The sequence below is a fragment of the Streptomyces niphimycinicus genome (assembly GCF_018883605.1).
GTDB classification, from domain to species: domain Bacteria; phylum Actinomycetota; class Actinomycetes; order Streptomycetales; family Streptomycetaceae; genus Streptomyces; species Streptomyces niphimycinicus.
The window spans coordinates 20,164-34,913 of the sequence record NZ_JAHLEM010000214.1; the positions used below are offsets into that span (position 1 = coordinate 20,164).

General features: G+C 68.0%; 14 protein-coding genes and 2 pseudogenes. 3 read left to right on the top strand and 13 right to left on the bottom strand.

Translation table 11 applies throughout. The features are described from left to right. Positions 1-61 precede the first annotated feature (61 nt). The 9 genes and pseudogenes from KN815_RS19905 to KN815_RS19940 all read right to left on the bottom strand — a co-directional run bounded on the left by KN815_RS19905 (position 62) and on the right by KN815_RS19940 (position 8,557). Entirely contained in the window at positions 62-943 is an 882-nt protein-coding gene (locus tag KN815_RS19905; protein ID WP_216343291.1) for a hypothetical protein, read from the bottom strand. A 107-nt stretch (positions 944-1,050) separates the two neighbouring features. Beyond that, positions 1,051-1,494: a hypothetical protein gene (locus KN815_RS19910; RefSeq protein WP_216343292.1), complete on the bottom strand. Its 444-nt coding sequence runs from the start codon at positions 1,492-1,494 to the stop codon at positions 1,051-1,053. A 130-nt stretch (positions 1,495-1,624) separates the two neighbouring features. Continuing rightward, on the bottom strand, positions 1,625-3,946 hold the full coding sequence (gene recD2 / locus KN815_RS19915) for an SF1B family DNA helicase RecD2 (protein ID WP_216343293.1): 2,322 nt from the start codon (positions 3,944-3,946) through the stop codon (positions 1,625-1,627). Positions 3,947-4,002: 56 nt separating this feature from the next. Continuing rightward, positions 4,003-4,575 (bottom strand): hypothetical protein, encoded by a 573-nt coding sequence (locus KN815_RS19920; protein WP_216343294.1) that lies wholly within the window; start codon positions 4,573-4,575, stop codon positions 4,003-4,005. Beyond that, positions 4,572-4,964, bottom strand: a complete 393-nt coding sequence (locus tag KN815_RS50540) for a hypothetical protein (protein WP_253209105.1) — start codon at positions 4,962-4,964, stop codon at positions 4,572-4,574. Before KN815_RS50540 ends, KN815_RS19920 begins: the two co-directional genes overlap by 4 nt. Positions 4,965-5,057: 93 nt before the next feature. Continuing rightward, a pseudogene (locus KN815_RS50545) lies at positions 5,058-5,453 on the bottom strand (DUF6083 domain-containing protein); the annotation flags it as partial. Positions 5,454-5,652: 199 nt separating this feature from the next. Further along, entirely contained in the window at positions 5,653-5,913 is a 261-nt protein-coding gene (locus KN815_RS19930; protein ID WP_216343296.1) for a helix-turn-helix transcriptional regulator, read from the bottom strand. A 1,203-nt stretch (positions 5,914-7,116) separates the two neighbouring features. Further along, a pseudogene (locus KN815_RS19935) lies at positions 7,117-7,254 on the bottom strand (transposase); the annotation flags it as partial. Positions 7,255-7,294: 40 nt separating this feature from the next. Continuing rightward, a complete protein-coding gene (locus KN815_RS19940; RefSeq protein ID WP_443732329.1) occupies positions 7,295-8,557 on the bottom strand; it encodes an IS256 family transposase in 1,263 nt (420 codons plus the stop codon). A gap of 151 nt (positions 8,558-8,708) precedes the next feature. Here KN815_RS19940 and KN815_RS19945 point away from each other — a divergent pair, with 151 nt between their 5' ends. Beyond that, positions 8,709-9,302, top strand: a complete 594-nt coding sequence (locus KN815_RS19945) for a hypothetical protein (RefSeq protein WP_216343298.1) — start codon at positions 8,709-8,711, stop codon at positions 9,300-9,302. Positions 9,303-9,462: 160 nt separating this feature from the next. Here KN815_RS19945 and KN815_RS19950 read toward each other — a convergent pair whose 3' ends face one another. After that, positions 9,463-10,560 (bottom strand): winged helix DNA-binding domain-containing protein, encoded by a 1,098-nt coding sequence (locus KN815_RS19950; protein ID WP_216343299.1) that lies wholly within the window; start codon positions 10,558-10,560, stop codon positions 9,463-9,465. Positions 10,561-10,709: 149 nt separating this feature from the next. Between KN815_RS19950 and KN815_RS19955 the strand changes: the two genes are divergently transcribed. Both KN815_RS19955 and KN815_RS19960 read left to right on the top strand, forming a co-directional pair. Beyond that, the gene (locus KN815_RS19955) at positions 10,710-11,711 is read left to right on the top strand and encodes an AraC-like ligand-binding domain-containing protein (RefSeq protein ID WP_216343300.1); all 1,002 of its coding nucleotides are present in this window, start codon (positions 10,710-10,712) and stop codon (positions 11,709-11,711) included. A 69-nt stretch (positions 11,712-11,780) separates the two neighbouring features. Continuing rightward, on the top strand, positions 11,781-12,176 hold the full coding sequence (locus KN815_RS19960; RefSeq protein WP_216343301.1) for a hypothetical protein: 396 nt from the start codon (positions 11,781-11,783) through the stop codon (positions 12,174-12,176). A gap of 103 nt (positions 12,177-12,279) precedes the next feature. Here the strand turns inward: KN815_RS19960 and KN815_RS19965 are convergent, their stop codons facing one another. From KN815_RS19965 to KN815_RS19975, 3 genes are all read right to left on the bottom strand, one after another. Further along, positions 12,280-13,194, bottom strand: a complete 915-nt coding sequence (locus tag KN815_RS19965; protein WP_216343302.1) for an IS3 family transposase — start codon at positions 13,192-13,194, stop codon at positions 12,280-12,282. Beyond that, entirely contained in the window at positions 13,188-13,559 is a 372-nt protein-coding gene (locus tag KN815_RS19970; protein WP_216343303.1) for a peptidoglycan-binding domain-containing protein, read from the bottom strand. Before KN815_RS19970 ends, KN815_RS19965 begins: the two co-directional genes overlap by 7 nt. Positions 13,560-13,990: 431 nt before the next feature. Further along, positions 13,991-14,323, bottom strand: a complete 333-nt coding sequence (locus tag KN815_RS19975; protein WP_253209104.1) for a Ku family protein — start codon at positions 14,321-14,323, stop codon at positions 13,991-13,993. Positions 14,324-14,750 lie beyond the last annotated feature (427 nt).

Below are 14,750 nucleotides of genomic sequence, written 5' to 3' on the forward strand. Positions count from 1 at the left end.
GCTGCTGGGCGGCGAGCCGTGCGCTGGGGGTACCACTGCGTGCGTCGAAGTCTGCCTGGAGTCATCCGTCGTAGGTGAGAAAGGCGGCCCAGGCGATACCGTCCCCGCCCTGGCGCGGGTCGGGGTTTTGGGCGAGCACGGGTGCGCCGGATAGGTGCAAGTGTGCGGCAACGACGGAGAGCTCGGACATCACCATCGCTTGGTGGATGTCGTGCAGCGCCAGTTCCACTGGGTCTTCGCTGTCCCGGGGGTTTGTCCAGGGAGTATGGGCCGTGCGGGTGGTGCGCGGTGGGGTCACGGTGATCGCGTGTGGGGCGAGGATCAGGGTCTGTCCCGGCAGAGTGCCGATATCGTCCCGGTTCACGGGTCGGCCAGCCACGCAGGGGATGGCGCTGGCTCGGGGCTTGTCGCCGGTGGGACCAGAAGCACCGCCGTAGGTGAGCCACAGGACGACCTGCCCGTTGCCGTCGGGGCCGCCGTCCTCGTCGTGCGGCAGGTAGGGGTCGGGCCGGTGGGGCGGATACACCTGGTGTCCGCGGTAGGTGTACCACTCCCCCACTTCGTGCACCGCGAGCGTGGCCAGAGCGTAGTGGGCCTGGGCCACGGACAGTGCCAGCAGATGCTCGTCATCGGCTCCGGCCGCGCACGCGGCGATGAGCTGGTCGTCGGCCCAGTGGTCGAACCAGCGCAAGGCGATGGTCGCCCCATACGGGTCAAGGACGTCGGGAGCGGTGAAGTGCACGCGTGGGGTGAACGCGCTGGGGTGGTCGTCGGGGCCGGTCCAGCTCAGGCGGACTGCACGATGGTCGTAGGTGACGTGCGCGAGGAGCCCGGCAAGGCGCGCGCCGTGCTCCTCTACAGCACGCTGACGGCAGGGCCGGCACAGGGACTCAGCGGTGGGACCCGAGCGGCCGCACGGGCAGTACACCGGTTCGCGGGCCATCGGCGGCACGTATGGGACCAGCGAAGGAAGAGCGTGCGCGCCGACGCGGCCGCGGGCGACGACGTCGCGGGACGTGGTCTGTGTCTCTGCTCGGGGTGGCATGCGCGTCATGTGCGAGGCCGCGCTTTCGTCAGTGGCACCGGCCCGGTGTTGAGCAGGCGCTCATCGACGGTGCCGTGCCCGCTCACCGGAAACGCCAGGGTGGTGAGGAAGGGTGCCGGCGCTTCGCGGGCGCACAAGGGGAGGTCGTCGAGGTTCGGTGTCTCGGCGGGTTCCACCGACAGGTGGATGCGGGCTTCCTGCAGCGTTTCGATCCCCGAAAGCGCGACATGGGCTGCCCGTCCTGGCCCCGCCGCGGTCAGGGCCTTGCGGGCCGAGGCGGGCAGCTTTACCGCGAGGAGGTAGTCCAGCACCCGGTCTCGCCGGAACGTCTGTTGGCCTCCCTCGGCGTTCTGTTTCACTGGAGTCCGGTTACGGATTTCCCGCTTGATAACCGTGGGCAGCTGTCCCTCCCCGCCGGGGTCGTCGCGCAGCTCGGTATCAGGGTCCATGCCTGGACTGTAGTGCGCTGTGGCAGAGCCGTGCGGGCAGGTCATGGGAGCCGATGGCGCAGCATTGTGGCTCACGGCGGATGTCTCCCGACATGCAACGTTGTTCCTGAGGCGTCGTTGCGGCCATCGCCTAGCTCAAGGCAAGTTGTCCTGCTGCGTGGATGACGCGCGGCTGGAGGGTGGCTGCGGTTTGCTGGCGGATGCGGTGTTCGAGTGCGGTGAACCGGCGTCGGGTGTGGGTGTTGGTCAGGGCCCGGTGCACAGCGGTGGCTTGTCCGGTGAGCACGGCGCCGCGGCTGGCGCGGGTCACGGCGGTGTAGAGCAGGTTGCGTTGGAGGAGTTGGCCGGCGGAGGTGGTCATGGGGATGACGACGTAGGGGTATTCGCTGCCCTGGGATCGGTGGACGGTCAGGGCATAGGCGTGGAGGAGTTCGTCGAGGTCGGCGAAGAGGTAGGGGATGGGCTCGCCGTCGGTGAGGGTGACGGTGAGCTGGTGGATCTCGGGATCGATGGCGGTGATGGTGCCGGTGGATCCGTTGAAGACGCCATTCTTGCCGCGGTGGGGCTGGTTGCGGATCTGCAGGACGCGGTCGCCGAGGCGGAAGATGTGCCCCTCGTGGTAGTGCTGGGGCTTGTCGGGTGCGGGGGGGTTGAGGCGGGCCTGCAGGCGGGCGTTGAGCGCGAGGGTGCCGGTGGCGTGGCGCCGGGCGGGGCAGAGGACTTGGATGTCGTCTGGCGCGGCGTTGAAGTGGTGCGGGATGTGGGTGGTGACGAGTTCTACGACGTGTTCGGCGATGGTGTCGGGGTTTTCCAGGGGGTGACAGCCGAAGACTCCTGGTGCGGGGAGGGGCGGCAGGCCGCGCAGGATGCGGTGGGCGTTGTCGATGATGGCGGCGCTTTGGTCGTCCTGGCGGAAGATGTGGGTGAGGTGGGTGCGGGGGATGTCGGGGACTGTGAGGATGTCGTGCAGGACGCGGCCGGGGCCGACGCTGGGGAGTTGGTCGGTGTCGCCGACCATGAGCAGGTGGCATCCGGTGCGGATGGCCGCGGTGAGGCGGGCGGCGAGTTGGACGTCGAGCATGGAGGCTTCGTCGATGACGATGAGGTCGGCGGCTTCCAGCTTCGTGGGCTCATCGGACCGGTCGGTCGGAGCTGGTGGGGAGCTGATGAGGCGGTGGACGGTCGTGGCCGGGTGTCCGGTGGTCTCCTCCATGCGCTTGGCGGCTTTGCCGGTGGGGGCGGCCAGCGCGATGGTGAGGCCCGCTTGTTCGGCGAGGGTGACCAGGGTGCGCAGGGTGTGGGTCTTGCCGCAGCCGGGGCCTCCGGTCAGGATCGACACCGGTGTGGTGAGCGCGGTCAGGACGGCTTGCTGCTGCTCGTCGGTCAGGTCCTTGGGGGCGGTCTGGGCCAGGAGGCCGGTCCAGTCGGTGTGCTCGGCCAGGGTGGGCGGGGCGTGGTGGAGCCGCTGGATGTCCTGGGCCAGTCCGGTCTCGGCGCGGTACATGAAGGTGAGGCTGACAGCGGTGACGGCGCGGAAGACGTCGGCGTCTTCGAGGACGGGTACGGGCAGGGATTCGATGACGGCCTCGCCGCGGGCGCGGAGGGCCTCCAAGGCCTGGCGCAGGATCGGGTCTTCGAGGATGTCCGCCATGGTGGGGTCGTCGTCGGTGAGGAGGTGGCGGGTGCGGGCGAGGAGGACGCGTTCGGGCAGGTGGCAGTCGCCTCGGGCGCGGGCCTGGGTGAGGGTGTGGAGGAGGGCGGCTTGGAGGCGTTGGTCGCTGTGTTTGGGGATGCCGACGGCCAGGGCGATGCGGTCGGCGGTCTCGAAGCCGATGCCATGGATGTCGCGGCACAGCTGATAGGGCGTGTGACGGACGGCGTCCATGGGGTTGCGGTCGTCGTCGGTGTAGGTCTGGTAGATCTTGATGGCCAGGTGGGCGGAGAGGCCCAGGCCCTGGAGGAAGACCATGATCTCGGCGATGGCCTTCTGGGTGTGCCAGGCCTGGGTGATGCGTTCCAGGCGGGTGGGGCCGATGCCGTGGACCTCCAGGAGACGTTGGGGCTCGGTGTCGATGATGTGGAGGGTCTGGTCGCCAAATCGGTCGACGATCGCGGTGGCCAGTGTTTCGCCGATGCCGTGGATCAGTCCGGAGGCCAGATAGAGACGCATCGCGCGCCGGGTCGCCGGCCAGGTGCGCTCGCAGACCTCGGCTTTGAACTGGCGTCCGTAGCGGGGGTGGCGGGTCCAGGTACCGGTCAGGCGAAGGCTCTCCCCTGGCTGCGTGCCGAACAGGGCTTTGCCGACCGCGGTGACCGTTTGCGGGTCGGGTGTGTCGTCGGCGACGGTCAGGCGGAGCACGGTGTGGTGGTCGTAGGTGACATGGACAAGGTGGTCGACGACTCCGTCGATCCGGTCACCGGCCGCGGGCGGTGGGGTGGGCAGCGCGGTCACAGAAGGCTTCTTCCTTTCTCGAGGTGTGTCGGCGCAGCGTCGGAGGGTGGTCGGGGTCAGGAGGACGTCGGTGCGGGACACGATTGAACGTGGGTACGAGCCGAGTTGGCGCCGGGGAGGGCGGGGGGAACGGCGGTGGGCTCGGTCTGGTCGGGTCTGAGGGCGGGAGGGGGTGGCCCGGTGTAGTGGCTGAGGTGCAGCCACAGGCCTTTGTCGGGGTCGGCGGTGGGCACGAGCCAGACGGGGACACCGAGAGTGAGGGCACGGCGGCACATGTCGTTGGTGCTACCGGGGTGGGCGGGGTGGAAGTTCTCGTGGAAGGCGATGACCAGGCGGGGGCCTTCGTCGTGGAGTATGCGCTGGTTGCGTTCGGCTTCGCTCCAGCAGCGGGTGCGGGTGCGACGGCCGGGGGCTGGGGCGAGGGGGTGGCAGCGGTGGCGCCAGGCAGGCAGATCGTGGAGGGTGCACCAGTGGTGGGCGGCGCTCGCGGCGCCGGTGCCAGCGCCTTCGATGACCACGAGGTCGTTGCCGTGACGGCCCGCCGCGCGGTCCAGGAGGGTGGTGATGGTGTCGGGCCAGGGCCAGCGGCGGCTGCCGCAGATCAGCACGCGGGAGTGGGAATCCGTCATCCGCGGCCTTGGCGGGCGGGGTGTGGTGGGGCGGGCAGGTGGTGCCGGATGTGCTGGTGGTGGGTGCGAGGGTTGAAGGGTTCCCAGGTGGTGCGGGCGATGTCGGCGGCGTCCGGAGCGGTGGTGTGGGCGGTGCAGCGCTGGGCGCGCCAGCGCAGTTGCTCGCTGTAGGGCAGGTGGGTCAGGTCATAGAGGGCCAGCCACAGTTCGTTGAGCGGGAGGTGGCCGGGGTCGTGGTCGGGGTGGAGGGGGGCGAGGATCCAGATGCCGGGGAGGGCATCGAGGTCGAGGACGGGGAGTGGGCAGCGGTTGCGTGCGCGGGTTTGGGCTACGCAGGGGATCTGTTCGAGGGGGCCGGGGGCGAGGTAGCGCAGGCAGAGGAATTGCACGACCGGCCGGGCGTCCGGTGCTGCCGTGTCCGGTGTTGGCGGGTCAGCGCACGAGGGTGGGAGTGGTGTGAAGTGGCCGGTGTCTTGCAGGCGGCGTGAGGTGAGGGCCAGGCTGCGCCGCAGGGCGTCCATGGTGCAGCTGCTGGTGGGTTCGGCTGGGGTGGCGGGGCATAGGGCACGGTGGCGTACGCGGCACCAGGGTGAGCCGTCGCCGGATGGGTGGGCGATGCCGGTGTCGACGTGCCAGCGCTGGTGTGGGGGTACGGCGGTGGCTGGGAGTTCGTGGGGGTGGAGGGGGATGGGGTTGTGGCCGGAGGTGCGGTCGTACCACTCGATGTGGTTGCCGCAGTCGGAGCATTGGCTTTGCTGGGCGGTACGCAGGAGGCGGGTGGGGCTGTCCGGGACTACGCGCAGGAACCGTGGGGGGCGGCGGTGTTTGTAGCTGCCGTCCCAGGCTCGGTCGCCAGCAGAGGGGTTGGTGGCGTGCATGTGCGGCAACCTGGCAGGCGACACGCCGTATTAAGCGCAGCGCTGCCGCCGATGTCCCCCGCCTGGCCGCAACATAGCCCCAACACACCGCACCCACGTTCGCATTACGGCCTGCCGTTCGGAGGGGCGCCACTGGTTCGGGTGGTCGTGCCGGCCGGGCCCAGCGGGTCTGAGGCGGGACCGTGTTCGAACGACCGGGTCAGGTCGCGGGCGGGGCGGGTGGTTCGTGCCCCGTGCAGAGGGTGCCCAGGAGGCGGTCGGGGGCACCGAGAGCGTGGGCGAGGGCGTGCCAGGTGGCAAGGGTGCCGACGGTGCGGCCCTGTTCGATCTCGATGAGGGTGCGGCGGGACAGGCCGGTGCGGGCGGCGAGTTCGTCGTAGGTCCATCCGCGTGCGGCCCGCAGCCGGGAGAGCTCGAGGCGGAGCTCGTGAAGGTTGGGGTCGGGCGGGAAGATCGTCACCGGTCCATCGCACGGCGCAGACCCCTGCCCCGTCAGTGTAGAGGCCTGCCCCATTTCGGCGAGTGTCCGCCGAACACCCAGGGCAGACGTCTTCACTAGCGTGTGCGGCCGCCAGCCCGCCCACTCCATGCCGGAAACGGGGTGCGGAGCAGAGCTGGCGACACGAAGCACGCACGGAGGATGACGGCGAATGGGATCCGGCACGACCAGGCGCCCGGGGCGGCGCACCTGGACAGTGGAGATCCGCACCCACTCCTGGGGGCGGGACCTGCTGTGCGGCCACTGCGGCCCGGTTCCCGTCGGCACCGGGCCTCCGGGTATCCACGCTCGCGCGGTGACTCACCTGGCCCAGCACGCACGCGACGAAGCTCTCGCACACCACTTGCGGACCTGCCAGTGCGGCGAATACGCCTGCCGCTGGCATCCCCGGCACCGAGGCTGCGGCGGCCCCCTGGTCCTGCTCCTCACCCACAACGACAGCGGAGGCCTGTGGCGGCTGGCCGACACCTGTCGCGACTGCGCGGCCTCCACCGTACATGGGGCCGTCATCAGCGAATCCCTTCACCGCTCCCCCGCTCCCTCTCACCCTCCGCACCGGCTGTCGTCCGTAGACTCCGCAACCCTCGCGCCCCGCCAGGAGTCCAGCGCTCCCTTCGTTCCGGAGAGTTTCCTGTACGAACAAGGCCCTGACGAGGTGCTCTGCTGGACCGATCCCTCGGCTTACGGTTGAGGCTGATGACGGCTCAGCGCCGGGTACGCCCGCGAAGCAGCCATCGCCGGCGGCGTTCCGCCTTCTTCGGACTCCCCCTCCACCTCTCGCATCATCTGCGGAGAGGAAGTCGCCCTGAGGCCGCCGGTCGCCGGTCGCCGCCGAGTGGACCCTCTCTTGAGCATCACTGGAGCCTCGGCAGTCAGCCATCATCTGCGGCTTCCGGGATTTGGCAGGTCCGGCTGCGGTGCCGGTGGCATGCTGCTGGTGGCGGCAAGGTGCAACTTCTGTACGCACAGGGCCGTTTGGGGTGAGTCGTAAACCCCGCTGGTCCCACCACTCAAGGTCGGCGCCCGAGGCCAGAATCATTGCATCTGCACGTGCACCCTGTGGTCCGTACGAGTGAATCCACCGCTAATACGCCAGCTAAGGGCTGTCCCGTAAATGATCTCCGAATGGCCTCGGGCTTGGCGACCGCGGTGCGGCCCGCTGACCTACCCGGCGAGGGCGAGGTTGTGCATCCGGGCGATGCCGAGCATGGCGTGGTGAACACCGTCGCCTTTGAGGCGGCAGTCGCGGAGGATCTTCCAGGTCTTCATGCGGGCGAAGACGTGCTCGACGCGGGCGCGGACCGGGTCTGTCCAATCAACGGCTGATCTTGGTTGTTGAGGGTCAGTTGCTGGTAGGGGTGAGTCGGCCTTCGAAGGCGATCTGGAATGCGTTCAACGGTGCCTTCCAGCGCATCGTCCAGCGACGTCGGCCCTTCCCGGTCGGGTCCAGGCTCATCAGGGCCATGTAGACGCACTTCAACGCGGCGATCTCCGATGGGAAATGGCCGCGGGCCCGGACGGCCTTGCGGATGCGGGCGTTCACGCTCTCAATCGCGTTCGTGCTGCAGATCACCTTGCGGATCTCGACGTCGAAGGACAGGAATGGCACCATCTCGGCCCAGTCGGACCACAGCTTGGTCACGGCCGGATACTTGGTGCCCCACTTCTCGGAGAATTCCAGGAACCGCTCGGTCGCGGCGGCCTCGCTCGGCGCGGTGTAGACGGGCTTGAGATCCCGTGCAACTTTGTCCCAGTCCTGCCGGGCGACGTAGCGGATGCTGTTGCGGATCAAGTGAACGATGCACGTCTGAACAATCGTGCGAGGCCAGACCGTCTCAACCGCGTCGGGCAGGCCCTTCAAGCCGTCACAGACGAGCATCAGGACGTCCTCGACACCACGGTTGCGGAGCTCGGTGAAGACCTGGAGCCAGTGCTTGGCGCCCTCGCCGCCGTCGCCGGCCCAGATGCCGAGGATGTCGCGGGTGCCCTCGACGGTGACGGCCATAGCAAGGTAGATGGGCCGGTTGGCGACCTGACCGTCACGGATCTTCACGTTGATGGCGTCCACGAAGACCACCGGGTAGACGCGATCGAGCGGACGCGACTGCCAGTCGGCCATGCCCTCCATCACCTTGTCCGTGATCGTGGTGATGGTCTGCTTGGACACCTCGGCGCCGTACACCTCGGCCAGATGAGCCGATATCTCCCCGTGCGTCAGCCCCTTCGCGGACAGCGAGAGCACCATCTCGTCCACGCCGGTCAGCCGTCGCTGCCGCTTCTTCACGATCTGCGGCTCGAAGGTGCCGGCGGTGTCGCGGGGCACCTTCACCTCGACCGGGCCGACATCGGTCAGCACGGTCTTCGAACGGGTGCCGTTACGGCTGTTGCCGCTGTTCCTGCCCGTCACGTCGTGCTTGTCGTAGCCGACGTGATCAGTGATCTCGCCCTCCAGGGCGGACTCCAGCACCCGCTTCGTCAGCTGCTGCAGCAGCCCGCCCTGCCCGGTCAACTGCAGCCCTTCGGAACGTGCACGGTCGACCAGCATCGCGATCAACTGCTCGTCCGACACCGACTCCGCGGTCGACTCGACGACCGGCTCCTCCATGGCCTCGTGCTCGGTGATGGTCTCGCTCATCAGGCGTCTCCTTGATCATCGGATCCGCCGTTGATTAGACACTCCCCGCCTCGCCGGCGACTTCCCCACCGCCCTGGCCACCGCCCGAACTCTCGGCTGGGAAGGACGCCACCACCGCGTGATGGGCGATGTGTGGTGGCCCCAGTGCGAGATGAACCGCGCTGCCGATGCATACGCCGCGGGCCGTACCGAGGCCGAGCAACACGGCATCGCCGGCGAACGCGCCACCTCCCAAGCCCAACGCGCCTTCGTCCTGGCCTTCACCGACCCCGACCAAGCCGAAGACGAACTGGAGCTCGCCGAGCATCTGCTCACCGGACTCACCCTGCGCGCCACCACCCTCACCACCCACACCGCCGACCTCATCCGATCCGCCGGAACCCCCGGCCCCGCGGTCGAAGACCGCGCCAGCGTCCTCCGAGCCGACATCCACACCGCCGGCGTCGCCACCACCCACGTCACCCTCGAACTCGGACTATGCTTCCACCACGCCGTCCGCGGCGACGAGGCCGCGATCCAGGCCGCGATCGCCCGGCTGGGCGACCTCACCCAGAGCGGGGACTACGCCTACTACATCGACATCGCCCACTTCATGGCCGACCTCCCTCTCCCCGCCGACCACGCCCCGCAGACCCAGTGGATCGACGGAGACGAGTCCACCCGCCGGCGATGGCGTGGCCTGGTCACCGCCCGACGCGACCGCATCGGGCGCTGAATACCGCCGACCTCACTCACGCGGCGCATGCAATGACCGCGCTACGAGCCCTGTGACTGCGGGACAGGCATTCGACGTATTCCACGCCCCTGGTGTTCGGTGTGGGAGCGCCTTCTCTGGCTCCGGCAGCCTGACGGATGCAGCGAGTCAAGGGCCGAATTCAGCTACCCGTGAAGCGGACGGCATGGGCCGGCGCCTGCGGATCGGTGGCCGCCAGCAGCCGGGAGCCCTCCGCTTCCAGCGCCTCCCGGTCAGCGATCCCGAGCCGCCCGAACGGCTCGACCAGGACCGCCGCCTCACCTCGCCGCCGCTCGAACTTCCACGTACCGCTGACGAATCCGTCGACCAGGACCGTGCCGCGAACGATCCCGTTGGCCGTCATCACCCGGCCCGGAGCCACCTCCCCGAGAATCCGGGACCGGTCGGCGTGCGACAGCACCAGGTTGTCGAAGTCGGCGACGAAACGCGCGGGCACCGGGGTATCCGGGTCGGGCAGGCCCGCGTCCGGCAGGTCGTACAGCACCCGTCCCTGATCATCCCGGTACGTCCGCAGTCCCAGCCCGGCCACGACCTGGCGCAGCCCTGTCAGACCGGACCACTTCTGCAGGTCGGCGACGCCCGCCGGGCCGAAGGCGCCGAGATACCGCCTGACGACGGTCTCCGGGTCGGGGCTTTGGACCGCCCGCCCCAGCCACTCCTCCACGGTCACGTACACCGGCTGCCCGCCCTTGCCCCATACCCCGCGCGGCGGCATCTGCACGAGGGGTATCCAGTTGCGCAGTGCGTTCACCAGTGAGCCGGGATCCGCCTCCGGCCACCATTCGCCCAGTGCTGCCCGCAGCTCCGCCGGATTCCGTGCCCGCTCCCCCACCAGCATCCGCCCGGCAGCCACCAGCTCCTCCCGGTCCACGCTCCGCATTCCGGGTGCCCAGGTGCTGCTGCGGAACTGGCGGTCGAGCATCGGCTGCATCACCGGCCGTAGCGCCAGCGCGTCCGACGCGCTCACCAGATGCACCGTTCCCCGCATCAGCACGAGACGCACCGCGCGGCGTTCGGTCATCAGCCCCGCCAGCTCGGCGAACGAGAAGCGCTTCAGCCGGGTCCAGAGCCCGACGTAGGGCGCGTCCGGCGCCTGCGACTGCATGCCCACCAGGTGCTCGATCGCATCCAGAGCGGACATCTCGGAGCGTTCCAGCAACAGCTGGCGGTCCAGCAGAGCCCGGTTGAGTGTGCGGCGGTCGAGCACGATGTTCGGCATGAGGGAACGCTACCGACCCTTATCTTGAGACTTCGTTGCTGCCATGACGTGCGTGGCGGCACATGTGACCGAAGTGCTGCTGGACCGCGCGTACCTCCCCATGCCACGTTCGAAGCCGCAGGGGAACCGGCTACGGGGGGGGGCTGGGAATGCTGGTAACGGAGTTCAGCACGGAGGTCGTTGCAGCACCGGAGCGATTCGAACTGTTTGCCGAAACCACCGGGCGCTCGCACATGCGCAACCGACTGCGCAGCAACGATCAGGACGACTTCCGTGCCAAGATGCGAGTCCTGGATTTAGGGGAGTTACAGGTCTCCACCATGTCCTTCTCGCATCTGGAGGTCGCGCGGACCGTGAGGCTGATCCGGCAGTCCGACCCCGAGGCTTACCTGATCAACTACTTTCTCCGCGACGAGGGAGTTCTCTCCCAGGCCGGGAGTGACATGACGCTAGGTGTCGGTGACCTGGTGATTCTGGACAGCAGCCGCCCCTACCTCGGAGACGTTCACGCTGTTCCGGGCAGTTGGTCACACCTGACCGTGCAGTTTCCTCGTGGGCTGATGCCGCTGCCGGAAAAGACGGTGCAGCGCCTGCTCACCGTCCCGATCGACGGGCGCCACGGCATGGGTGGGACTCTGGCCTGCTGGCTGACCGATCTCAACGCACGCGCCGCCGAATTCACCCCCGCCGACATGGCCACCCTCGCCTCGGTCACCTTGGACCTCCTGGCGTCCGCAATCGCCCGCTGCCTGGAAGCCGAGGGTGCCTTGAGCCCGGAAACCCGCCGGAGCGCCCTGCGAGCCCAGATCAACACGTTCGTCGAGCAGCACCTCGCCGACCCGGCCATGACTCCCCAGACGATCGCGGACGCCCACCACATCTCCCTACGCCATCTCCAGCAGCTGCTGGCCGAGGACAACACATCGCCGGCCGCCTGGATACGCCACCGCCGTCTGGAACGCTGCCGCCTCGACCTGGCCAACCCCCGCCTGAACGCCCGCCCCATCCAGGCCATCGCCGAACGCTGGGGCTTCACCAACCCGACACATTTCAGCCGCCTCTTCCGAGCCACCTACGGGATCCCACCGCGGGACTACAGGAACCTGCCGCCTCAGGCGTACGCGAATCGGCAACAACCCTGCGCAGAATGAAAAGGCCGACTGCGACAGGTCCGGTCATCCTGAGTGCAGAAATGCCAACCAGCCCGCACAAGGAGACCCATGAACATCTCGCGCATCCTGAAGACCGCCGTTCCTGCGGCCGCCGCACTCAGTCTCCTGGCCGCATCCCCCGCGGTCGCCGCCGACTACACCGGGTGCACTTCCAGGTCCTGCGGCAGTGTCTACGGCTACCGGTACAAAGCCATACCTGGATGGGACACATACGAAATTTGGATCGACAGCATGATAGTCAGGGACAAAGTAAAGGACGACGGGTCCTTCCCTGGCATAAGGATTGTGTACAACAACAGCAATGGAGCTCAGGACGTTTACCGCTGGGGTAACGACAACGGCGCCAGCCAGCAGCTTGGCGGCAAATACATGTACGACCTCAAGGATGTCTGGTTCCAGGTCTGCGACGTTGGCGGGCCGTGTACGAAGCTCTCGAGGTTCTGAGCAGGGTCGGGAGCGTGGCCTGTGTGCTTCGTTTCCAGTCCCCGTCGCTGCAAACCGAGCGGGCGGTTGCCTTGAGGTTCCCCCGCTGTACGGGTGTGGCTGATTAGCTGGTCAGGGCGGGTTGACGTGCTTTCAGGTTCACTGGTTCGGCCGCTGCCTGGTCGGCGTAGTGCCTCTCCTCGAACTCGATTGGGCTGAGGTAGCCGAGTCGTTTCTGGATGCGGCGGGGGTTGTAGAAGCCGTCGAGGTACTCGAAGAGAGCGAGGTTCGCCTCGGCCCTGGTGGCGAAGGTGCGGCCGCGGATGCACTCGGTTTTGACCAGTATCCACAGGTTCTCCGCCAGGGCGTTGTCGAACGAGTCGCCGACCGAGCCCATGGATGCCTGGATCCCTGCTCTGACCAGGCGTGTCGTGAACTTGATGGAGGTGTATTGCGTGCCGTGGTCGGCATGGTGGACGAGTTCGCCGGGAGCGACCTCGCGGCTGGCCAGGGCATATTCCAGCGACGACAGGACCAGGTCGGCGTCCGCGTGGGCGGAGGTCTCCCAGGCCACGACCCTGCGGGAGAACGCGTCGCGGATGGCCGACAGCCACAGGGGGGCCTCCCTGGTGGGGACCATGGTCAGGTCGGTGACCCACAATCGGTTCGGCGCGGGCGCCGTGAAGTCGCGTTGCACCAGGTCAGGAGCAAGATCGGCGTCCAGGTCACGGCGGGTGAAGCCCTTGCTTCCACGGGGGCTGATCCCGGCCAGACCAGCCTGGCGCATGAGCCGTTCGACTCGTTTCCTGCCGACGTGGATGCCCTCACGCCTGAGAACGGCGTGCACGCGCGGTGAGCCGTAGATCCCGCCGGATTCCTCGTGGACCTGACGGATCCTGCTCGTCAGTTCGGCGTCCTGGCGGCGCCGTGCGCACGGTACCTTCTCGGCGCGTCGCCAGCGGTAGTAGGTGGAGGAGGGGATGTTCAGTTCCCGGAGTACGGGCTCGACCCCCAGGTGCGGGTGCTCATCGTTCAGCACGGGCAGCGAAGCGCCTCCCATGTCTGAGGGCCAACGATGCCGTCCGCCGGGAGACCTTTGGAGTTCTGGAATCCCTTCACTGCCGTTCGGGTGCCCCCACCGAAAATTCCGTCGACAGCCGTGGAAAAGTTGTGCCAGGTGAGCAGTGCCTGAATCTCGCGGACCTTACTTCCCGTGTCGCCATAGTCCGTGTACGCGCTACCTCCGTAATAGCCGCAATAGAGGCCGATTGTGGACATGCTCCTGCACTGTGCGGCCGAAGCGGCCGATGTCGCTGAAGCCACCCCTGACGTGCCCGAAAAAAGGCCCGTAGCGAGAGCCGCAACCACAACACCAGTAGCGGCCTTATTGCGAATTTGCATCATTTCTCCCAGTTTCGTCTGGCCAGCTCCTCACCATGCTTCCTGCCCCGCCGACCCAGCGGTTTGAGCGAGGATAGAGGTGCGGGCTGCTTGGTGTGCCACACCAACGATGCCGAGCATGAGGCCATCCATGCTTGTCATTCCGCGCAGAGTTGTTGCCGATTCGCGCACGCCGCGCGCGGCAGGTTTCTGTAGTCCCGCGGTGGTATCCCATGGGCGGACCGGAACAAGCGGCTGAAGTGCGTCGGGTTGGTGTGAGGTTCCCCCGAGATGCGGGGAGAGGTGACAGCCGGTCAGATGGGTCTCACGAGAGGAGACCATCTGAGCCTCGGCGCAGCGCGAACGAACTCGCGCTTCCTGCGCCGGCTGCCACTGCGCTGCGCACAGGTGGTCACGGCGGGCCCTGACCAGGCAGTGCCACCGCCCGCACTCGGTTACGACGCCGGCCGCTTCCTCGGAGACTTCTTCGCAGCCGCCTTCCCGCCCGCACCCGCGCTCGTCTTCTTCGGCGCCGCCCGCTGCCCGCTGATCTCGTGTACTTCAGCCTCATCGCCGGTGTCCTCGCCGCGGCTCTTCCGGGCGGCGCGCACGCTGTCCTGCAGGGCGGACATGAGATCGACGACCTTGCCCTTGGGTTCGGCTGGTGCCCCCATCTCGGGCGGCTCCACGCCCGCGGTCTTGGCCTCGATGACAGCTTCCATCGCCTCGCGGTACTGGTCGCGATACTGGCTGATGTCGGTGCCGCTGATGGCCTCCATCAGCGCCATGGCTTCGTCGACCTCCGAGTCCGAGATGTCGACAGCCCTGGGGGCGAGTCCTTCGGCCGAGCGGGTCTCGTCCGGCCAGTGCAGGACCTGGCGGCACATCAGCCGGCTGCCCCGACGCGCCGCGTTATAGGCCGGCCGGTCGAAGCGTGCGTCGGCGCGGGCGCTCGCTCGCAGCGGGTACTCTCCGCGCAGGCGGAGGTAAGCCGCCTGCTCACGCAGGGTGAGGCGTTGGGGCTCAGCCCCAACACCTGATTGTTCCGGCTGATCTAGGACTTGTCCGGCCGATCATGTGACTGTCTCGTGTCTGGGTCGTTGATGTGGCATGGGGCGGGGTGATCTGAGCGATGCGGAGTGGGAACGGCTGCGGCCGTTCCTGCCGGTCAGCAACGGGCGTTGTGGCAGGTGGCGGGATCATCGGCAGGTGATC